Source organism: Mangrovimonas sp. DI 80 (assembly GCF_001975575.1).
Classification (GTDB): Bacteria; Bacteroidota; Bacteroidia; order Flavobacteriales; family Flavobacteriaceae; genus Mangrovimonas_A; species Mangrovimonas_A xylaniphaga.
This window is the reverse complement of the sequence record NZ_MSDT01000007.1, coordinates 69738-92981: the sequence shown is the minus strand read 5'-3', so window position 1 is coordinate 92981 and position 23244 is coordinate 69738. Positions and strand designations below refer to the sequence as shown.

Genomic DNA, 23244 nt, shown 5'->3' with positions numbered 1-23244 from the left:
ATTAATCGCAATGACTACGCAATTTTTAAACCACTTCAATAAAACTTGATCTAAGGTAAATTGAAGTGGTTTTTAATATATAATAGCACTACTTCACCTGACAGTAAAGTTTTAATTCAGTTTATCAAATATTAAATCCCATTTATTTTTTTTCGAATGGTCTTGAGATTTAAAATCTTTATAATTGAACCATCTAAAAGACACATCTTTCTTCGGCTCACCTGTTCGGGCATGGGGTTTAGTAATGTATTCTTGATAGGTCTCATTAACCTTGTCTACAAAATCATCATATAAATAAACATAAAAGTTGTTAAGGCCATCTTCTTTTAAGTCTACTAAAATTAAAAATAGATTTGGGTTGTTTTTCTTAACAGTTATTTGCTTGTTTAATTTCCATCCTTGTTTATTTCCAATACCCATAGTTTTTACTTGAATTGCAACATGTTTTGAACCTAAATTATCAGTTGCAATTATATCAAACAAAGGATTGTTTTTTGGTGTTAATAGGGTTAATATTCCCTTTTTGCTCAGTTGAGCACAAACAAAAAATTCGCCAGCATTAGCTATTAAATTATTATCCATATGTTATGTAATCGGCTTTACATTCTACCACAATAATTGGATTTAACTTTTTGAGTTTATCCTCTTTACTACGCCATATTACAATATCAGCACTTGCACGCCCAGTCCCTCTTTTAGAGCCTGTTAGTTTTACTTCTTGTGCCATTTGTTCTAAAGTGTATTGGTAATGATTTACTAATCTGCAAATGAACTTTTGTCTAACGTGTTCTTCAGGAGTCATTATCAACTCTTTCCCTAATAGAGGAGCGAATATTTTGTTACCGTTTATTTGTAGTTCTAATGACATATTTATTTAGATTTCTTTATAGTATTTTTTAATTCGTTTTCTGCAATCTGTAGGGCTTGTAATGCCTGCTCTTCGTTTTCAACTAACTGAAATACTTGGTCTGCTAACCAAAGTGAAAACAGTTCGTTATGGTCAAGTTTGAAAAGTTTTGCTAATGTTTCTATATGTTCACGTTTAGCAGTTTTTTCACCTCGTTCTATTTTACTGAGCATTGCCGTGTCAATATCTAACTCAGCAGACAAATGCCTGAGCAACATTTCTTGCTCTTCTCGCTTAGAGCGAATTAAGTCTCCAAATTTATTCATAGGGAGTTTTGTTTGAAAATGATTTGTTAAATATAGACAAATACAATTTGTACAAGTGGAAAATCAACAAAAAATTCTGTCAGGTTAATTAGATATATGTGAGTTATCTTTTATTGTTTCTCTAAATGTAATTTATATTTTTGCCATCAAAAAATTGATATGCCAGAATGTATTGTTTGCGGGGAGTATACCAAATTTAATGGAGGACATTGTTATGATTGTTATAAGAAAGAAAATAATGGAAAGGAAGTAAAATTAAAGGACAATGCCATAATCGAGGATGCTGATGACTTTAATTTCGATGGGGGATTGGATGATAAACAATGGAATTACAGATATAACATGATTAAAGGACGTATTGCTGAAACTTTAATTCAAGAGTTGTTTTTGTCATTAGGTTTTAATGTTTTTCGATATGGTATGGAGAATACCATTCCAGGCATAATGGAGCTTCTTAAAGGTGTTAAAAGTGACGTTGCCACGGAAATAAGACGTATGCCTGATTTTGTTGTCCAAAATCCAAATACAAATGAAGTGTTTTTCGTAGAAGTAAAGTTTAGGAAAAGTGGGATGTTTGCTTTAAAGGATTTACCAAAAGATTATCCCTATAGAAATGCGTACATTATTTTGGTAAGTAAAAAGCATATCCGTTGTATTACTGTTGATGAGCTTGAAGAAGGAAAAGAAATAACTCCAACTTCTAAGAATTACTTAGGTAGCCGAAAGGAGTTTGAATTGAATAAGCAAGTCATTATTGATTTCTGCAATTTCGCCGTTAAATTTTTTGAAGGGGTTGAATAGGGTGAGCTAAAGAATAACTGAAGCTGTCATGGAAAGGCTCTAGTTGTTAGTTTTTTAGAAACCTTTTTGAAAGTGGAGTTAGATTAAGTTTTGATTAATTCATTTGATTTTACCATTTTGATACTTTAATTTTCTAATTACATTTATTGCTTTCAGGGTAGCTTGGGAATTGACATTCTTTGTTTGGCCTGTATGGGTATGAATTGGGAAGTATATCTTCAAAATCATATTCAACTGGAGTTTCAAGACTTGGGTTTAATGGCCCTTTAAATAGTTTTCTAAAAAACCTTTTTCTTGTTTTTTTGTCATTCCATAAAAGGAAACCGATATCATACCCATATGATTTTGTTGTGTTATAATTTTCGTCTGTCCTGATTTGAGGTGGCGCTTTTTTTAACCATTGATGGTTTCCGTCTATTGATTTTGGTAATCTTATTAAAACATTATCCGTCGCAAGATCTTTACCACTGTAGAGTCTCTTTTTAACTAAGGTATTTATTTCTTTATGATTTAATAATGATAGTTTGGATAAAACAATGGAATTGTAAACTGCATTAAAATCATTTTCGTTAAAAGCACCATTGTTTATGTGCATTTCAGAATTTACTCTATCTGAGATATCATTTATTTTAAGTAATTTTTTTGAAGATGGTGATTTTGAGAATTCCGAGTTTAACTTGGCTGAATTTGGTTTTTCAGAACTTAGTTCTAAAAATTTCTTGAAATCTACACAATATATATATTCCCCGAATTTAGATAATTCTGTTGTTGTAACTGATTTAATTTTATCTTCGATTTCTGTTCTAATTTCTCTTATTTTACTTGAAACAGGATCTAAATTATTAGCTAATTCTTCAATCTCATCAAGGGTTGATTTTAAGTGTGTTAAATGACTTGGGACCCCGAGTATTGGAGGTAACCAATCGGTGTACCACTCTTCTAATGGTTCAATTGCCTCTTTTGAAGAAATAGAGTTGTAGATAGCTAAAGCATTGGCCATAAAGTAGTTTTTCATTGATTTTTCAATATCATTTTGCCATTCAATTAATATTCCAGCAATTGGATTTTCGTTTGTTTCAAATCTTTGTAAAAAGTCTACGAAGGTTTGGGTTAGTTCATTTTCTTTTTTTAATAGTTCTACTGCAGTATCAAGAGTTTCATCCAATTCATTTCTTAATTTGGCATAATTCTTAGGTATTTCACTATTAATTATTTTTTCCAAATCTTGCTTAGCCTTTTCAATGTTCTTTTTATTTCTTCTTATCAGCTTTTTTCTTTTTTTTACTTTCTTCTTTAGTTTTCTACTTAATAGCCGTTTAAGGGGGCTTAGGTCATCTAATCTATCTTTTAGGTCATCGATATTATCTTTTAATTCATTAATTTGAGATTTATAGCCAGATATTTTATTTTTAAGATTATTTTTTTGATTTGTAAGTGAAATTATATTTTTTATGATATTTTCAGAATCTTTTAGGTGATTGTTTATATTAGAATTTTGGTTTTCAAATATATTGATCATTTCCGTTTTTATGTTGCTTTCAATTTTTTGAGCTTCATTTATTGTATTGTTTGTAAAGTCACGAAGATTTTGTCTTAATTTATTTATTTTTTCTAATTCTTCTTCATTAAGATCAATTTCGAGCATCATATTAATCACGATTTTTTGAATTTGGTTGTGTAATCTTTCTGCCAATCCGTCGTCTTTAGCTATTTCTCCCAAAACATTATATAAGTCATAAATAAGACCAAAATGAGGTGAATCATTATTTTTAAATTGATTGATTGCAGATTTATTTTTTAAAAATATTCTCCAAAGAAAATCTGTAGGAACAGCAGGTTTCCCCTCAATTAAGATATTTGATGCAGGTGATCCTAAATTAACTCCATTAATGTCAAGCATAGGAGGTAAAAATGTGGAAATATATCCTTCTAGGAGGACATGTCTTTCTTCAACATTTGTTTCTCCGTCCATTAATGAAAAACAATCACCAGAATATAGATTTACATATGTGTGAGCAAAAACATCTGATGCAGCATGACAAAAGTACCCATAAGTAAATGCGATTTCTTCTGGTTCTGTAGCGTTTTTTAGCATATGCTCTAACCATTCACCTGTTCCCCAATCACTATTTTGGCCTCCTGGGTGAATTGTCATTTGCCCAGAATATATACCAGGAAGGGCGTCTGGTCCAACATTACCTTGTAAAAAATAAGCTTTATTAGATAAAATTGCATTTAATATATTTTGGTTTAAACTTATATATTTAGTCTTTCCTTTAATGGTAAAAGAAAGCTTTCCATCATCTTCTAAATCATTTATTATTTGTTGACCTATCCATATATGCATATCTACTTTATAGGCAGTTGAATTGGTTGGAATGAGAAAAATGAATAGAACGATTGTTTGGATTAGAAAATATTTCATTTTTTAAGTTTGAACAGAATTAGCAAATCAAGAAAAAGGAATTTCAAAAGTTATTATCAAATAAAATAAATTCTAAAAAGATATGATATACCTAAAAAAGGGTATATGTATTTGATATTGAGTTGTGTATGTGTGTGTTTATGGGTTTTAAGGATTCAGAAATGAGAAAAATTTAATTTGTCATGCTAATTAAACCAGTTTATACAGGTCAAAATGAAAAACAGAACTAAAATTTAATTGAGTCTGGAGTAATGATCGTTTTAAGCACTGATCTTATTCAAAATTGGTAAAACACCATTCTTTAATAAATTGATTAAGCCAACCTCGTTCCTATCATGTAATTTCAAATTGATCGTTGCATTCACTGAAGCTAAACCAATAGGCTTTATCTAATAATGTTTGTGAGATTTTTTCTTAAGTTCTAAAAGTTTAGTGGCTTTTCCAATATAGATAATTTCATTATTGAATTTTAAAATAACGTAGTAGCCAAAATTTATTGGTATTTTCTTTTGTTTAGAGAGTTAAAACTCTATTGTCTTATGTTCTAATAGTTTTATCATTTAACTTATTTGGGATTTTCTATATTCTTTTCAGTATTTCTTAATAAGCAATTATTTGACAAAAAATTAAAATTGGAGAAGAAATTAAAATCAAGGAGGTAAGTGTTTTATATGATTAAATTCAACGGTTTTGTAATAAGGAGTTGAGTGTGCGAGCAACTTACTTACTAAAAATGTAACGAACCAGAGGAAAATCCGTAGGATTTTCCGAGTAGGCTAGAAACAGGCAATTATTTTTACAAGTTTTTGTAGAGTGTTTTTATCTTCTTCTTGTAAACTTCAATACTATGTCAGCATGGTGAGAACCACATTCTACTTTGGTGTCGGAATGATTCCAATAAGCCATTGGGAGTTTATATTCCGCCTTTCCACATCCCTTACTAGATGATGTATTTTCATTATTAGCATTTCCTTTAAAATAGTAATATTTTCCATCATGACTCATGTCATGTCCGTACCAAGGTCCATCATAGATTGCTTTAACGAATTCAGATTCAGTTTGCAGAGAATCAATCTCAATATAGTTTTGGTCATAGAATTCGGCCTCAAAATATTCATCATTTATATAGCTTACATCTTCAATGTTGTCAGTTTTTAGTGCTGACATTGTTAGTGATTTAATTTGTTCAATATTCCGCTTGTTAGTGCAAACCACTTTAGGTTCTGATCCCGTACAATCACAGTAGCCATCAACTGGACAAGTTTTTGTAACTGATTTTCCATTACAAGTACATGTAATTTCAACACCGTCTGCAGTTGAAATTTTTGAAGTAATAACTTCACTTTTTTCGGACATACACCCTAGTGTAATTAGTGTTAGAGTTAAAATTAATAATTGTTTCATCATTTATTGGTTTTGGTTAATATTCTCTTAAATGCTCTACAACGGTTTGGCTCGTATGATCTGTTGCGTGGTTTAGTGGTTAACTTAGCAAGTACACACCGAACTGAAAACCCGAGAGGATTTACAGAAGTAGGCGGGAACAAGCAATTACTTATAGCCATATTATAAGTTGGCTATTCTATTTTGTTTTTCCAATTTCCCAATAAATTCAGGTATGAATCGCTCAGAAAATCCTGAAGTAATTGAAGCCAATGCAACGAGAAAATAATTTCCCTCATAATTACTTAATAAAAGTTGAGATTTAATACCTAAAATCAGAACAAATCCAGCTAAAAGTCCAGTTATTAACCTAAACAAAGATTGGAAGCAAATAAAAGTATTTGATGAATAAGGGTCTACTTGTAAGGTATCATTTCTCAATACAACGGAAATAAAAGAACCAAAGGAACCAAAAAGTGCACCAAACAATAAGTCCGCATAATCTGCATTATTTTCTGATAAACTTTGATAAATTAAACTTCCTGTTACAGCAATAATTATAAAACTAATTAATCCAGTCAATACATAATAAATTCTTGCTCTTTCATTGGCTTTAGAATAAATGTATTCTCTAATAGAAAGAAAATGATTCTCTAATTTGTCTTCAGTCATTGTGGTTAATGAAGCAAATAAAGCTTTACCAAGTCTAATATATGTTTCTTTTTTAGACTTATCTTTTAATGTCAATTTGATAAGCGACATAAGACTATCAAATTCAGATAGGGAGCCAAGTAACCAATCTGGAACAATTTCACTATTGGCATAATATTCCCATCTGAGATGATTGTCTTTTGTTATAATAACAGCAGCTGTCGCAGATTGTCCTAAAATTGATGAAACCTCTTGTCCTGTTTTACATTTATCTCCTATTTTATAACTCATAATTGGTTTAATTTAATTGGGAGGTTCGTTATTCAGGTTACCCATAACGTATGGGTAAACCTCGTGGTGTTTAGCCCCATTAAATTTGTTTTGACTCAATTGGAATGGTTATTTACCTCAAACATTCCCTTTTTCTTATAAAAAAATAGATTTTAAAATATAGTTGATAGCAAGTTGTTATAAAATACCTTGAAATACGTATTTTTTTAAAGTTGTAAAGTATTTGATTTTAATATAGTACATGGAATTTAATACTTTAATTTAATTCAAATTGTTCCAATAAAGTTTTGTTCTAAAATGAAAAAAAATTATGATATTTATTCGTATTATATAATTTGGGTATATTAGTATTATAAATATTAGCTTTCAAAAGCAAATTTTAGGAGAATTTCTCATTTTGAAGTGTGGATTACTGTCCTAAATGTAATAGAAGTCCTCAAAGAAATAAATAAAACCTCATTAGAACGTTTTTTACTCCTATATTGGTGCATGCTAATTTCTGTTTAATTTTCGAGTCTTGTTGTACCTTGATTTGGTTTAATTATTTTAAACATTGATGAAGTACTTTCTGTATCAAAATGATCTTACATAACTTAAGATTAAAATTGAGGTATATCATAATTTACTAGTCTAAAGTCTGTTCTGTAAACAAATAAAAATATGTACTTTACACTTGATTTTTATTACTAAGAACAATTTAAAAGTAACTCCCAATAATTGATTGTTTTCTTATAGAATCAAAATAAAGGACTTCAGCCGACTTTTCTTTCTTATAGAAGCATTTTAAATATTAATACGAAATGTATTTACATGAACAATTCTACTATTCTTATTCTCAATTAGATTTTCGAACTTGTTGTCATTGGAATTACCCCAATCTTCAGTTTCAATTATAACAGTTTGATAAACAGTATTTTTTTTATGGTAAATAAAATCAAGTTCAGCTACCTTTGTATCCATTTTTATAAAAGCTAAACCATCACATTCTGTAATTCTGTCTGCTATAACCCATCTCGATTCACTTTTAAGTCTTTTTCTTACAGCAATATAAAATTTTGTGGTGTGGTGTGATTTATTTCCATTCTTAAGAGAGCTATCATCAAAAGTCAAGTTAGCTTTAACAAATCCTTTTTTGTAGCCGCTTACTGCCTTTGTACAATATGTTAGCACAATATCCCTTGACGGCAAAATATATACATACCTAGCTTTATTAATTTCAGAGATTCTACAATCTTTTGATATTTCTGGTTTTTCAAAATCTTTGTTAAAATCATTATAGTTGAATGAGTTTTCTTGATAATGGACTATTGAGAACCTAAGAAAAGGGCTATGAAGTTCTCTTCCTTTAGCATCATTAATATCCATTTCTACATCCAAATACCATAAGTTAAGTTGTTTGTCAAATTTTGGTAAATAGGTCATAAGTCCTAATTCTTTAACATATTTTGGACTAAAACTTTCTAGATCTTTTGAAGGGTTTTTAGTACCAAAGTCCTTTAAATCATAAGGGTCATTAACAACAAAATTTGCTTTCGTTAACAATACATCTTCATTTCTAAATAAACCGTCATAGGGTTTTAACGTGTCAGAAACAATATCCCGTCCTACAATGGAAACAAGATTATTTTTACATAAATAGTCATTATAGGAGGAAGCAGGTTCATTAACAACAAAGCCAATGCGCTCCCCTTTACCGGATGTAAGTCTACCTCTTTCAAAAAAGAATCTTAATCTGTTCATGGAAGCCTTTCTGTGGATAGTCTTACGGCTATTTCTATCCTCTATTACAGATACCAAAGTGATATTTTTATCTGAAATTTTGGGAGGGGAAGGCTTTTTGCTATTAAGTATTCGTACTAAAATTGGTTGAAAGGAAACACTATTAAAAATTTCTTTAGAAAGTCTCTTTTTTGAACACGGTCCATCTAAGGCTTTTTTTTGAGGCTTATCCTCGTCCAAAGTACCCCAACATTTAGGATAATAAGGAGTAAATTTAGATTTGTTTTTTACCCAAAAATATTTTTCTATGTATTTTGTTTCTTTGGCATCATATAAAACGGGAAGATCAACAGAATAATTCTTAGAATCATTTCGATGATTAGCTATTTTGTTTAGAGAGTCTTGCATAAGTTCAAGTTGACTTGATATGTTTACAGCGCTTTCAAATGTAGCCGGTGTGTCATATAAAGTATTTTTGAAATGCACTTTGTCTATTTTGTTAATTGGCTGGTCTGGGGTCCAATTATCTGTGGTTAAATGTTTGGGGTCATCTATGTACTCTTCCCATTTGGCATAGAATTCTATATTTCCTGTCGGTATCTGCTCGTCTAAATATTGTACAATTCCTGACTTATCATAGTGAATGCCTGTTTGTTCAATAGTAGCATTCACGATTAAATCTATCATAGTTTGGTCTTGGGCTTTATGGACTTTAATGATGTTATTCAATTTAGGTCTAATAAGAGGGCGTTGTGTGGCGTGTACTAGACTGAATTCTAAAGGGGGGGTAAGTAGATCATTATTCCCGTACCGCGTGTAGTCGTTATAATTACCATAAGTTTCAAATTGGTCTTCATAACTTTCACTAAGGATAGTCCGTGCAGTAATAAAGAGCTCATCGCCTTTCTCCAGCATTATAGTGATTTTCTCTTCACAACGATTAACTTTTAATAAATCTTGGTCATTTTTTCTGTAGTCTTCAAGTATAATTTTCCAAGCGTTGATTTTCGGGTAATCGCCTGTGAAATAGAATTCTAATTGTTCATATTGTTCATATTTTTCAGCTTTTAATAATCGTTTTTTATCTTTATAAAATTCAAATCTAAAACCAATAGATAATGGGTCGGGTAAATAATTGATAGTACAGTTTTCTGGATAGAAGTCATCCATAATAGTAGAAAACTCAATGGCCTCATTGTGTGTATATGTTCTATTCTCTATGGCCCTCCATGATCCCTGTGTATCAAAATGCATATAAGGCTTGCCTGCAACAGCTGGGAAATGGTGTTTCATATACCATTTATAGGAATCTTTTGAATCCATATCAAATATTTTATGATGCCAAAGTGCGTGTTGAAATGAAATTGCAGGTGGTAAAATATGACGTATGGATTTTTGACGAGTTTTGTACTTTTTATCATCATCTATATTAGTATTGCTATAATTCCTAATAACTAATTTATCTAAAGACTCTCCACCTCTAAATTCCTTTGGTGGTGTCTCATCACTATCATTTAAAGGGCTCTCCAAAAACAGTTGAATAGGCTTTACAGGTTCATTTCTTTTAAAAGTAAAAGAGTTAAGTTCTAATTTATAGTCACACGGTAGATTTTTCAAATTTAGAATCTTTTCTAAAGGTGGCTCCCAACCGTTTCTCAATTTTGCGATTAATAAAATGTCATACTGATGGCTAAAACATAATTTTTTATTCCCTGTTTCTGGTTGAGAGTATTTGAGTAGTAGCTTAACCTTACTTTTGTCTGTGTTGAGTTTGCAATATGTATCTTTTAAGGCATTATCTCTACCCATTTCAACACCTTTGATATCGTAATCTTCTGCATAGAAATTGGAGAAATATTCCATTATAAATTGAGTCGAATCTTCAATGCCGCCTTCATCCAGCGTGGATTCAAAATTAGTGTCATCTTCTTGCACGGAAAAAATACTTGGCATTCCAAGGTTTTCACCTGTCCAAGTAAGCATTGCGGGATCCAGAATGCCTACTTTTTTCAGCTCACTATCATTTTCCTCAATTATAGCGTGCATAGCAGTATCGGAATTGATAGAATAATTTTGTGTTTTAAACTCCTCTGGGAGCTCAATATTAGGGTTGATGTGGTTGAGCTCCAAAGTAGCCTTACGAAGTCCTAAAGGAGTGATAACCTCATTCCTCACATTACTTTTGACAGCTACGCAAAAACCATCTCTAACATCCTTCAGGTGCAATGTGGCTTGTTCTTTTTGTTCTTTTTGAAATTTCGCATAAATAGCTTTGTCTCTTTTCGTAATATTTTCTAAATCGTTATTATAAAGATTTATTCCTAGCGTAAGATTAGAGGTGTCTAATTTTATGAGTTCTTTATTGATTAAATATTTTTCGGATTCATTAAGGTCCGGTTTGTTCAAAGCCTCAATTTTTTCATGATATTTTTCCTTGAGCCCTTTCAAGCTAATTAATGCTCCTCCAACATCGTAATTGGTTGCTTGAAGTTTTATTGAGGTGTTACAATCTGCTTCTTCATCAACTATAATTAAGTCATGCGATTTATATAGCTTACAGGCTGTTTTTAAGTGTTCCCAGCGGTATGTTTTATCTAGGAATTTAATATTACTTTCAAAACCAATATCAAAGTAACATTCATTCTCTAAGTTTGTAAATATTTTATCAAAGTATTCTTTACTTATTTCGAAGTCAATGGTCTTTCCAAACAATCGTTGAAGTATGATATTTTCATCAATAAAGGACCATAAATCTATTACCTTGTTTATGTCATCAAATAGATAGTTACTTTTATTTTTCATCTTCTGGGTTTGAAGACTATTATAATCTGCGGAAAAATTCGAGATCCCCTCTAGTTTACTGTTAAAATTTAAGGCCATTTCATTAATAGTATCAATCTCAACTTTAAGTGCATCCAGCATGCTAGACTCTTTTTTTTCAACTTTTAACTTAGCAAAAGCTTCAATTGCTATTTCACGGATTTTACACATATTCGGGATACTACCATCCTTGTTTTGATCGTTTTGATAAAATGTTCTTATTTGATCTGGAGTTAGTTCAAGACTGGAAGGGGTGAAATCATTTTTACTTGTTGGATTCTGTGTGCTGTAACGAGTGCCTACTGGAGGGGCTAAAAAGGACCTCCAAACTTCTTCTATATAATTAGTTATCTCTTTTTTAAAGCAACAATTGATATCTTTTATAGTAAAATCTTCTGTATCAGTTTTGCTTCCATCTTTTTTGTAAACCTTAATTTTAAGATTATTTATTATTTGCTTCACTAGCGGCTCCTTTCCAACTCCAAATGCCTTAGTAAATGTGACTAGTTTATTTTTATCCTCATCAGTTATTTGATTAAAAGCAGAATTTATATCGATACACAACGAAAATCGATATTTCCCACCTTTAAATCCAAATGGTAGAATGCTGGTTCTTATATGAATAAAATCTTTTTCCATAATTAATCTGTATATGAAGTAATAAATTTATCCCAATCAGAAGCACTTATGGGACTAACAATACGTTTAATTGGATTCTCATAATCTTTTTCACTAGCAGCATTGGTGCTATACCCTAGGCTTTTGAGGTTTTGGAGAGATTTCTTCTTGCTGCCAGATTGGTTGTTTTCTGGGGTGGCTCCCGCCATTTTTTTATAGTAAGTACTTGAGAATTTTCTTGTAAAAAAGCGACTTATCTTAATTTTGTACGAAACTGTGCAGCGTCCTTCAACATAGCCGCCTTGACTACGAATTCCCATGTAAAAACGAGCGGAAACCGTAAAGCACCATAGTTTAACACGACCTAAGCAAAGGAAATATCCCTCAATAAAGACTCCAACCAGATCTTTCCTGTAATATAGGCCTACCACCAACTTAACCTCTCCCCTTAATGGTCCTAGACTTAACCCGTAATAGCCACCAAATTCAATGCTTACCTCAATAGTAGTAATTCCCTGCTTAGGGTTTCCGATAACGATAAAATAAAAGAAGCCCGTATAAACACCTACCTTAAGGCGTGTTCTATTGGCTGGAGAACCTATTCCTACTCCTAATTCCATAGGACGCTTGTCAAAATAAAGTGTATATAGCACCCTAAAAAGAAAATCTTCAAAACCAAAGGAAGGAGCTCCTAAATATTTAATAGGTAATAAATATTCTATCTCTACATTTTGGGGTGAAATTTTAAGGGAGAAATTGTCTCCTAATAAATCTTTAAAAAGGCTTTCTAGCTTTTGTACAAATGCAAAGGCCCCAGCAAACTGTACATCTCTAATCTTAACTTCAAATTTGGGCTTACGGTTGGTTCCTGCAACAAAACTTACCTCATTGAAATTAATAATGATAGCTTTATACAAGCTAATGCCAAAATTACTGAGTCTATTTTCAGCAATTGTGTCAATACTTTTGATGACAGGAGGGAACTTATTGGCTTCAAAGTTGATAACATTTTTTACTGTTACCGAAAGAGATGTCCTTGGATTGTTTGAAGCTAAAAAAGAAACAGGCCCAAAATCTGCATTTTTAAATGAATAGGTTTGCCAATTGTAATTGATTTCTTTTTTTGTAATAGAGGTGAGGGTGTTATAAAGTTGCTTAGATTGGATTAGTAAGTTTCTTAAATCTATTCTAGAGGGGGCATCTATAATTTGGCTTTCAATGTTCTTAATTTTATCTTTTAATTGTCCAACAACTCCCTTAGATTCTTGAGAAATATTTTCTTTTAATTTATTTTCATATTGCTTGATCTGATCTTGTATGAGCACTTTATAACCATTAACCTCGTCATAAAGTTCACCTTCAATTTTTTCTATTTTACCTTTTAAGTATTCAATACTTAATATTTTAAGCCATATATCATTTAAATTATCTTGATAAATAGTATTTTCCTCTTTGGTCTTAGAATTAATTATATGAATTACTTTGCTAATATCAACTGTAGTGTTTGGTCCATTGGGATTTGTTATAGATATCTCATTAAATTCTTTAGACTTATTGAAAAACTCTTCAAGGCAATTGATCTTATTTTTTATTGCGTTCTTTATTATATCGCGACTATTAATCAAATCATTAAATTCTTCTAAAGTAATTTTTGGTTCTCTAGTAATTTCATCTATTTGACAAATTTTGGCCTTCGAAATTTCATATTCCTTTTTGGCTTTCTCAAAAGATTCTACTACGTATGAAAGTTCAATAGATAAAATTATTTCGTATATACTCCTTACTTTTGCTTCAATAGATATTAACTCGTTTTTTAATTTTTCAAAATCTTTAGGGGGCTTTCCTTTAATTCTATTAATTATTTTATCAGTAGTTTCCTTAAAAATTTTTATTTCGGATTTAATTTCTGATATAGGATTCTCAAATAGTGTTTTATTTGTTTTGAATTCTGATAAAATAGTTTTGGAGATTTCTGTAATCTCTCCCTTTAGCAATTTTATTTTTTCGTCATTAAGTTTTTGTTGACTTTCATAGTATTTGCCAAAATTGACTTTTTTATTATTAATAATATTCTGGAGACCTTGATCTAATTTACAACCAACAATCTCATTGAATGGTTTTAAACCAAGTTCTGGTTTCATAGGATCTTTAAGGAATAAACCAACAAAAAAGTTATATTTCACATTAAGAATATCAAACAGAGGTTTTAGATCTACGAATTCAGCGTTCAGAGTTTTTAAAGTATCCTTAATATCAATTTGTAACTTTAGAATCAATTCTAATTGTGATAATATTTGAGTGCTTATCGATTTGGCAATTTCCTCAACTTTTAACTTAGCTGGATCAATTGTTAATTCATCTTGGTCAAATTCTAAACCAATAATTTTTGAATACTCTTCAACTGATTTAATTAGATTTGAAAGGTCTGAAAATTGATGTTTGTTGTTTAATTCGTCACGTAGTGTTTTTAATTCAATTTCTTTTTTATCAATTATTGCTTGTACATTTTCAACATTATTTTTAAGCCTGAATAGGTCTTTTTTTGTTGCTTCTATGACTTTCTTAATTTCCTTTAATTCTTCAATTAAATCAGTATTTAATTGTTCAACTTGTGAAGCAACATTTTTAATTTCATTAACAGGTGCTTCATATTCTGGAAAAACTTCCTGTAAAATATCAATTAGGCTAATTCCATTTAAAATTTCAGGGGCTTGGCGAAGTAAGTCTGATGGATTGAATTCCTTAAATTTCTCATCAAACTTTGTAAGCCCTTCATATTTTTTGTTGATTTCCTTCCCTACAGCAAGACTTTGTTTTACAAGTCCAATGGATTGGATATCGAAATCTGGATTTACTAGACCACCAATTGCACTTCCGGCACCACTAAAGACTTGTTTTATTTTACTGTAGCCATCAACCGTAGTTTCTTCCCATTTTCCATTTACAAATTCAAGGATTCTATCATCATTTTTGATAAAGTCTTCGGTGTGGTTAAAGATTAAACGAGCCTTGTTATATATAACTTCTACATTTTCATTATTCTTTTTATTAGTAACAGATATTCTTCTTTCAAAACCATAGTTTATATAATCATCATTATATTCTATTATTGAGGGTAAAGGTTCAGGACTATAGCCTTGTATATTTTCCACATATAGTTGGACCTTTTTAACTTGAGGAAATAGGGGGAAAAGCCTCTCATTGAAAATTGAACTTTTACCATTTCTTAAAACCGAATCAGTAGGGATAGTGATTTCAGCACCATTAACTTTTATAGTCCTTTTGGGTTCAACACAAATGCTAAAATAATATTCTAAATAATCAGTCTTAGCTACATTAGATTTGTTTGGAAACTCTTCTTTTGAATCCTCTCCAAATAAGGAAAAATCAGGTGTAAATGCAATTTCTTGATTTGTAAATCTTATGGTTCTTCTTTCAAATTTTTGATATATAAATCCCTTTGCTCCATCTCCATTAAAATCGTATATCCTATTTAAAACAGTATTAATTTCAGAGTCACATTCAATGAGTTTTTTTCTGATGAATAAAAATGTACTGGTAAATTGAATTTCCTTTTCATTCCAATCAATACCTATAAAGTTGAGATAACAATCATTGTCCTTGCTTATAGTCTTTTTTTCCAATACAGGCCAAAATAATTCGGCACAATCACAATTGGGACTGGTGTAATTGTGAGCTTCAGGATCAAGAGAATTTATTGGAGGTGTAATAAAAGTTTTTGCTATTACCCTTTTAAATGGCCACCTACTGTACTTTGTATGCCAATTCTTATTTCGATCTTGTTTCGGTAGATAACCTTCAATATTCCAAATATAGTTATCCCTGAAGGTATTGTCCGTTTCATCGGTGTTTAAATCGATGCTATGTATTATTTCATCAGCTTTTGGCTTATAATTAGGTATGTCAGAATCTTGAGTATAGTAAATAGGTGGGACTTTTCTTGCTTGGATATAATTTTCAGGTTCTTTAAAATTTGTTTCTCTTTGAAGACATAGGTTCTTATCAAAGTAAATTATATCTTTTTGAATAATTTCTATGTACTCTTTGAACTCCATATATGAAGTTCCTTTTTTGATCTTTCGTTGTCCAATTTTTATATGTAGAGCTTTTTGTCCTGTAACTGAAATAACCCCTATTCTGGCAACCTTAATGTATTCATCCCTGCCAAGTGAAAAATGGTGTTCATATTCAGCTAGATCTGTACCGTAAGGAGGATTGAAATTTTTATAGTGAAATTTGGCAATGGCACCTAACCCAGTTAAAGTTAGTCCACGTGTTTCAATGTCCCATTCCTTGTTAATGTTGTTTCCTCTGCCTAAACTGGTTAAATAAACAATTTCCTTTTTATCAAGTAAAGTTGGCAGATATTTTATTGGTTCATCTGGACATTCACTGTCGTTGCGCTTTCCTAATTTACCTTCCCTAGGAATATAACCCACCGCTCGTAATGGTGGGCTTATTTGTCCCTCAACAGTTTCAAAAAATAATTGAGTAGACCAAATTTCTTCTACAGTTCTTGTAATTTTTCCTTTGGTATCATTATAAATAAACCGTTCTTTAGGAAGCCTATAGGTTTTAGCGATTGCTTTAGCTTTTGGTTTAGCCTCTAGATTTTGGTTGTATGGTGAGACTAGTAACCCTTCGGGAATTTCTAAAACGGTTAAAGGGAAATGATTTTCCCTAAAAACTTTATCACAAATGTTTTTGTAAAGAGAGCCAATATAGCCTCTTTTGGGGTTTGCTTCGTTGTCTTCAATTAAAGTCTCATCACTTGTTTTAAAGTTAGCCCAGTTTGGAGACTGGAAATCTTTATAATCTTTTTCTTGTGGTACTAAAAGTTCAAAAAGTTTAGGGTTATCCCATTCAAGCAATATTGATATATCACTTACATCAATATGTAAAAGGTCTTTGGATAGACCTTTTATTTCAAAAGCCAAAAATGAAAATCCAGATATTTTAGAATCGGTTCTTTTGTTCGAATTAATATAATCTGGATCAAAACCTCCCTTACCTTCGGCCCTCAACAGTTGCTCTTGTACATGTTGTTGCGGTATTTTAACAACCATGAAAGAAGTCTTCTTGGTTCGTAAGAGTTTTTTGCCTTTAATTTTGGCACCAATAAAGTAGAAGTGAAGATTGGTTAGATTATTTCCAAAATAATGAAAGTCATCATCAAAAAAGCTGTTTTCTAAATATTGTTTATCAACATTTAACCAATTTGCTAATGCAGAAACAGTGGGGTGTAATGCAAAGGCTCCTAATGAACTTAGTTTAATAAAATCTCTTCTAGATTTCTTAAATTGGTTTTCTTCCATATTTTTTAATTTCTTTTTTGAGAATAACAATGTTTTGTAAATCTGAATTTATCAAGACAATGTATTGGCTCTTTGGAAGAAGTATAAGGCGTCATATTCTTTTTCCCACCAAGATACCGGGTTTTTCAAAACCCTTTTCTTTCCGAAACCATAATGAAAAGTTGATGATTTTGATTCATAAATTCCAACATGCTTGATTTTGTTTGATTTTTCCCCAAAAACCAAGCCTTGTCCCGTCATTTCATTTGCGTTTGCTTTATGATCCCAATCACCAGGATTATTTGAACAATAATTTTTGAGATCATTAGCGTTAATTCCAAATCCACTTGGACAGTTATACCTAATGCCATCTTGATTGGTGATTTTCCAAAGATCTTTATTGCATACATAGTGTGCGCAATTTCCTCCTCCTCCATTTTCAGATTCTGAATAATCAACACCACAATCACAAATGGTGGAAATATGTTCCCCATGATGAAAATTTGTAGGTGAGGGGTTGATTGCTTTGACCTTTGATCTTCGTTTAGATATTTTTACTCCATCACAGTCAAGTTCAGCTAGCTGTTTAGCCTCATTGTCATTTCCGGCTGTTACTTTTATCTCTTTTTCACTTCCGTCATCTTTAGTACAAATAAAGACATAGTTAAAATTACCAGTTCCTCCAGCAGGTTCTTTAGATTTTTGTTTACAGTTACACATAGTAGTTTCTTTGGTTAGGGTTTGTAATCAATGAATTAAAAGTTTTATTTGAGTTAATTTTCTGAGCCCTTTTCTGATCAATTTCAGCATTTCTTTTGAATAAAATATGTATCGTAGTGCTGTAATAGGTTCAATTACCATATGACAAAAAATATATGATAGACATTGTGGTGTGTTTTAGGGCTTTAGAGCTTTAGAGGAGTCTTTTATTTAGGAATGCTTCCAAGCTCAATTCTCATAAACATGGTTCCTTTGCCTGTTTTTCCATTATTTGAAACCTCACAATTATCAGTTTGTTTATTGTCACTCACAATAATGGCATATCCATTGAGATAACTAAGGCCCTCTAAGTTTGTTTCTAGATTACCCGTTTTATCATTAACATATTTGGATAATTTAATTACTTCAGTGGCTGTAATTTCTAATTTTAGATTTTGAGTCAATTCCTTTTTGGTGATTTTGTCAATAAAATAACTTCCCTCAGTACTTCTTAGTAGTAATAAGTCGCCTTTGTCATCAAGTGCCAGGGCACAATACCTTAAATAGGATGCTTTCTTTAGCTTTATAGGTTTTAAAGGATTTAGATATACGGTATTGTCTTCTATTTTTTCTATTTTTATTCTGTATAAGTCACTGTGATTTTGTTTTTTCCCTTCACATATTACATATATCATATTTGAGCTAATATCAATTTCAATACCTTCTAACCCGTTCTTGTTTCCTATATTTGGAGGAAATCCAAATTTATGAGTGTATTTTATTTCTAGTTTTTTCTTTGTATCTCGATCGAGAACTATGATTTGGTTGCTTTCCTTTTCTTCAACAAGAAAATAATAGTTTTTATAAATACTAATGCCTTCGATGGCGTTACTTTTACCTTTTTTGTCTTTGTCGATAAGGAAAGGTATAGTTTCAGTTGCAACAGTTCTTCCTGTATTGGGATCAATTGTGAATATTTTTCCACATTTTTCCGATGCTATAATAATTTGATTATTGTAGGTACAAGCTGAAGAAATTTCATAAGGGGCATTGAAGGTTTTCTCAAGTAAAAGATGATTTACGTTTTGTCCGTTGAAAATAAAGCAAGAGCATAAGACAATCGTATTGAGGAGAATTCGAATCATATTGGTTGGTTTAGGTATTAAATTGATTGCGCTTTTTCAAAGCGGCTATATGTTAAAAACTATTTTGTTTTCACGGTTTAATTTTAGATTTTGATTTAACTAAAATGAGGTAGGTAATGAAGGGCTTTACTTGTTAAAGGTTAAATTATATTTTTTTTTTTGAAATACCTAATTCTAGGTATTTTAATCCACAATACATTGGTTGATTTAATTCCTTTAAAAATGTTCTTTTTGGATTGTTCCCCTTTGAATTTAAATGAATGCTTTCGAAAAATTTCTTTTTGCACAATAGAATAATACCTATTTTGTCCCTTGTTGTGTCGTAATCAAGAATTACTGGACTTGGAGAGTTTTAGAAGATTCATTTTCAAAAGGATGTTGTGTGAGGGTTAGTGCTATGGAATATGAATTAATTTAATTTGTCCAGCTAAATAAACCAGTTAATGCAGGACAAAATAAAAAAGCACTTAAATTTGACTAGAAATTAGAACAATTTATATTTAAAATTTCAAGCTGCTAATTTCCGTGTAATTTCCGGGGCTTTTTGTACCTTGTTTTAGTATATATCCTGTAAAATAAGGAAAGTTAAATACTGTATCGGAAAGTAATTTTCCTGTTACTTGAATTCAAAATAAATTACTTTTTCGATGGGCAAGGTCCAATATTAAATTTTACTGCCGCCTGTAAACTTAACATTGCCCTTTTGTTAATTCAATGTATTTTTGCCAGCCTAAATTAACTAATCGTTATGAAAACCTTAGATGCAGCCCTTTTAAATTTGATTACCTCAAAGATTTGCAATTTCGAAAAAATGGATAATATTGAGTTTTTGAAAGAGGACAGCAGTGAGGATTATCAATGTTTTAAAATGTCGTATTTCACCAACCCAAGTGGTGTTCATGTTTGCCGAGTGGAAGTTAATTTTAAAAAGGAGAAATTTTCTATAGGTGTTGAGGGGGATTCGTTTTTGGGAACCTTCAAGTTTTCTAAAGCCAATCCAAATGACAAGAAAGCTGAGGCTTGTACTTGCGAGACTGAGGAATTTAGTTTGTTTTGCTAATAATTGAAAGTATAAACATCATATAAAAAGCCGCTTAATTATAATTCGCGGTTTTTTTATTGCTTATTTCCAAAGCTCAGTTAGTGGGGAACTGTATTTTTGAAATCACATCAAAACTCAATTTTTTAGTTGATGGAGCGTTTTTGATAGCAACTATCCTAGGTTTCCTACTTTGGAATAAAAGGCTATCTTTAATATAAAAAGCAGTTAATGTTAACAACCATCCAAATTATTACCTTGCTCCAAGGAGTATTTTTACTCTTTGTACTTTTTAAAAATAAAGCAAAATATAGAAAGGTCACGTTTTGGTTGTTCAGTTTGAGCATTGCTTCTGTACTACTGTTTATCATAGGTGATGACGACAATAATCTCTTTCAGGAACAGGCAAATTGGTTCCTGTTTGATGCTTCACTTTTTATCACATTTTTATTTCTATTTTTTAGGTATTATAAGTCGGGCAAGGAAGTGTTCGATAGGAAAGATCTCCTCTTTTTTATTCCAAACCTCTTGTATTTCACTATTGAAATAATAGAAAAGCTAGGTCTTGAAGGGCATGTGTTGTTGGAAGCAGCCGAGTTTGTTGTAGAACTATCCTTTTTAAGCTATTTGGTATATATCCTATACGACCTTTTCAAGAATAAGAGCAACAATTGGATACTGTATACGGCCATTCCAATTGTGCTTATTTTAAGTTTGAAATACATCAATGAATTTTTAATGCCCATCGGAAAGGAACCTATATTCAATTTAAATAATTCCGATTTTAGTAGTTATTTACTCATTGTCATGGCTTTTTTGTTTTATGTCATTACGTTTTATTTTATCACTTCCCCAAAAGAGTTGTTGCCCACCGAAAAGCAAAAAAAATACAAAACCTCCAATCTTAATGACAAACTTATAGAACAGTATAAAACAGCTCTGATACATGCTATGGAGAAGGATAAGCTTTACACAGATCCTAAATTGTCGATTCATAAGCTGTCTGAAGAACTCCAGATTCCTCGTCAATATATCTCAGAAGTACTCAACCTTCATTTGGAGAAAAGTTTTCTGGATTTTATAAATGAATACCGTGTTGAGGAGTTCATAAAAAGGCTTCAAGACGACCAGTATGCTCATCTAACACTTCTGGGCATTGCTAATGAGGTGGGATTTAATTCGAAATCGACCTTCAATGCTACCTTCAAGAAAATTAAAGGAATAACCCCTTCGGAATACAAAAACTCCCTTCAGCAAAACGTACAATAGGTCCAATATAATTAGTCTGGACATCATTTTGGTAATTTCTCTCACAACAACTACGTTATTTGAACAGAGAATAAACGACCAATACCACAAAGGTTGGTGTGAATTTTGACTGTGAAGACAATCATTTTTCAGGAATTGAAATTTCACGGACTAAAATACCTCACAACAATCTTCTTTGGTTTCAATTATCATTTTAATGGACACCATCAAAAAGTTTACACGATCCATAGATATCGTAAACACTAAATTTTTATTGGGAAGCTTGGCAGTGCTTCTATTTGTTTTACTGTTGACTTCCAGCAAATATCCCTTGGCCGAAACCAGTGAAGCCCGTTATGCCGAAATAAGCCGCGAAATGTTAGTTAGTGGCGATTTTTTGCATCCGCAATTGTTGGGAATTTACCACTACCATAAACCGCCAATGACCTATTGGATCACTGTAGCAGGCTATAAACTATTTGGTGTGAATGAATTTGGAAGCCGTTTTTTTCTGCAAATAGCGGTCATTTGCCAAGTAGTTTTGGTCTTTCTTTTAGGGAAGCTATTGTATAATGATAAACGGGTAGGTGTCCTAAGTGCATTGACTTATCTAGCCTTTCCCATTGTGCTTATTTCCAGTAGAAATTTAACCACCGATGCTTACCTAACAACTTTTATTATGGCTTCCGTTTTCTTTTGGTTGAAGCATTTTAAAACGGGAAATCCCCTTTATTTATATGCTTTTTTTATTGCTATGGCGGCTTCTATAGTTACCAAAGGACCAGTATCCCTAATTTTTATCATCAGCTTTGTAGTCTTGTTTCGCTATTACCATAAAGTGGGATTGAAATTGACTTGGAACCATGTTTTAGGGTTCCTTATGTTCTTACTATTGGCTTCAGGATGGTTTATATATTTGATACTCGAGGATTCGAAACTTTTGGATTATTTTGTGGTAGACCAATTGGCGCATCGCATTAGTTCGGATTCATTCAATAGAGGCAAGCCTTTTTGGTTTTATATTCCTGTTGTATTGGGCTTGTTGTTGCCATGGGTTTTACTACTGATCTTTAGAAATAAAAAAGTTTTGAAGGAATTTGAAATTCAAACTAGTGACAAAGCGCTATTGATGGCATCGGTTTTGGTTTTTGTGGTTTTTTCACTTTTTAAGACTAAGTTGCTGATGTATCTATTGCCCATGTTTTGGATGTTGGCACTACTGATAGGGCATCAACTCACAAGGATTTCTAAACTAAACGTCAAGGTTTTGATAAATGTGGTTTTAGGTATTACCTTACTTGTGGCATTAGTACCCATTCTGCTAAGTTGGCTCAAACCTAATTTCATTGCATCTTCAGGAATATTAAGGGCATTGGTGTTGGCCGTGATACTACTGGCAAGTGTAGTAGCTTATGTTTTTAGAAACGCGCTTCAAACGAAATTGGTATTGCAGTTTATGGTATTTATCGTTTCTACACTGGCCATGGCTCAAGTAGTGTTGATGCAAAATCCGCATTTGTCCAATAGTGTCAAGCCCATGTTAGCGAAAATAAATGAATTGGATCAAAGCAGGAATGATAAGGATACCATTTTGGTTTATGATTATCTGTTGTCTTCGGCACCCTTTTATTCCAATCTTAAAACTATTACACTTCATTACGACCATAATACTTCCGAAAGGGATTTGCAGTTCCAACACAGCGAGGAATGGAAAAATGGTTTAGTGGATTTAAAGAATGAAAATGATGTCTTTCGTTTGGCGCCAATGTGTGCCAATGGCAATACGTATATGTTGGTAAGAAGAAAGAAACCAATAGCAGAAGAATTTTCATTTTTAAACAAGTCCTTTTCCCATCATATCGACTATCCCAATTGGATTTTGTATTACAATTAAATGACGAGGAAGGCTTATTAAGA

The 23244-nt window shown here is 31.6% G+C and carries 14 protein-coding genes; 4 read left to right on the top strand and 10 right to left on the bottom strand.

Going from position 1 to position 23244, the window contains the following annotated elements; genetic code table 11:
- Nucleotides 1–111: 111 nt before the first annotated feature.
- The 3 genes from BKM32_RS16395 to BKM32_RS14410 are packed head-to-tail and all read right to left on the bottom strand — an operon-like array spanning nucleotide 112 to nucleotide 1173.
- A complete protein-coding gene (locus tag BKM32_RS16395; protein WP_076664589.1) occupies nucleotides 112–582 on the bottom strand; it encodes an aspartate-ammonia lyase in 471 nt (156 codons plus the stop codon).
- Nucleotides 575–868: a type I restriction enzyme HsdR N-terminal domain-containing protein gene (locus tag BKM32_RS16390; RefSeq protein ID WP_076664587.1), complete on the bottom strand. Its 294-nt coding sequence runs from the start codon at nucleotides 866–868 to the stop codon at nucleotides 575–577. Before BKM32_RS16390 ends, BKM32_RS16395 begins: the two co-directional genes overlap by 8 nt.
- 2 nt (nucleotides 869–870) lie before the next feature.
- The gene (locus BKM32_RS14410; RefSeq protein ID WP_076664585.1) at nucleotides 871–1173 is read right to left on the bottom strand and encodes a helix-turn-helix domain-containing protein; all 303 of its coding nucleotides are present in this window, start codon (nucleotides 1171–1173) and stop codon (nucleotides 871–873) included.
- A 159-nt stretch (nucleotides 1174–1332) separates the two neighbouring features.
- On the opposite strand from BKM32_RS14410, the gene BKM32_RS14405 reads away from it, so the two are divergent.
- The gene (locus BKM32_RS14405) at nucleotides 1333–1974 is read left to right on the top strand and encodes a hypothetical protein (protein WP_076664583.1); all 642 of its coding nucleotides are present in this window, start codon (nucleotides 1333–1335) and stop codon (nucleotides 1972–1974) included.
- A 133-nt stretch (nucleotides 1975–2107) separates the two neighbouring features.
- On the opposite strand, the gene BKM32_RS14400 is transcribed toward BKM32_RS14405, so the two are convergent.
- The 7 genes from BKM32_RS14400 to BKM32_RS14370 all read right to left on the bottom strand — a co-directional run bounded on the left by BKM32_RS14400 (nucleotide 2108) and on the right by BKM32_RS14370 (nucleotide 19040).
- Nucleotides 2108–4399: a zinc dependent phospholipase C family protein gene (locus tag BKM32_RS14400; RefSeq protein WP_076664582.1), complete on the bottom strand. Its 2292-nt coding sequence runs from the start codon at nucleotides 4397–4399 to the stop codon at nucleotides 2108–2110.
- An 819-nt stretch (nucleotides 4400–5218) separates the two neighbouring features.
- Nucleotides 5219–5566, bottom strand: a complete 348-nt coding sequence (locus BKM32_RS16385; RefSeq protein ID WP_123812132.1) for a hypothetical protein — start codon at nucleotides 5564–5566, stop codon at nucleotides 5219–5221.
- A 399-nt stretch (nucleotides 5567–5965) separates the two neighbouring features.
- Entirely contained in the window at nucleotides 5966–6724 is a 759-nt protein-coding gene (locus tag BKM32_RS14390) for a hypothetical protein (RefSeq protein ID WP_076664578.1), read from the bottom strand.
- Between the two features lie 783 nt (nucleotides 6725–7507).
- Complete coding sequence (locus BKM32_RS14385) at nucleotides 7508–11902, bottom strand: hypothetical protein (RefSeq protein WP_076664576.1); 4395 nt, start codon at nucleotides 11900–11902, stop codon at nucleotides 7508–7510.
- Nucleotides 11903–11904: 2 nt separating this feature from the next.
- Nucleotides 11905–17217: a hypothetical protein gene (locus tag BKM32_RS14380; protein ID WP_076664574.1), complete on the bottom strand. Its 5313-nt coding sequence runs from the start codon at nucleotides 17215–17217 to the stop codon at nucleotides 11905–11907.
- Between the two features lie 51 nt (nucleotides 17218–17268).
- The gene (locus BKM32_RS14375; RefSeq protein ID WP_076664572.1) at nucleotides 17269–17916 is read right to left on the bottom strand and encodes a hypothetical protein; all 648 of its coding nucleotides are present in this window, start codon (nucleotides 17914–17916) and stop codon (nucleotides 17269–17271) included.
- Between the two features lie 206 nt (nucleotides 17917–18122).
- Nucleotides 18123–19040, bottom strand: coding sequence for an esterase-like activity of phytase family protein (locus tag BKM32_RS14370; RefSeq protein ID WP_076664570.1), 918 nt, complete (start codon nucleotides 19038–19040; stop codon nucleotides 18123–18125).
- Nucleotides 19041–19788: 748 nt separating this feature from the next.
- Here BKM32_RS14370 and BKM32_RS14365 point away from each other — a divergent pair.
- The 3 genes from BKM32_RS14365 to BKM32_RS14355 all read left to right on the top strand — a co-directional run bounded on the left by BKM32_RS14365 (nucleotide 19789) and on the right by BKM32_RS14355 (nucleotide 23221).
- A complete protein-coding gene (locus BKM32_RS14365) occupies nucleotides 19789–20100 on the top strand; it encodes a hypothetical protein (protein ID WP_076664568.1) in 312 nt (103 codons plus the stop codon).
- 210 nt (nucleotides 20101–20310) lie between these two features.
- On the top strand, nucleotides 20311–21348 hold the full coding sequence (locus tag BKM32_RS14360) for an AraC family transcriptional regulator (protein ID WP_076664566.1): 1038 nt from the start codon (nucleotides 20311–20313) through the stop codon (nucleotides 21346–21348).
- Between the two features lie 196 nt (nucleotides 21349–21544).
- Entirely contained in the window at nucleotides 21545–23221 is a 1677-nt protein-coding gene (locus BKM32_RS14355) for a glycosyltransferase family 39 protein (RefSeq protein WP_083702203.1), read from the top strand.
- Nucleotides 23222–23244: the final 23 nt, after the last annotated feature.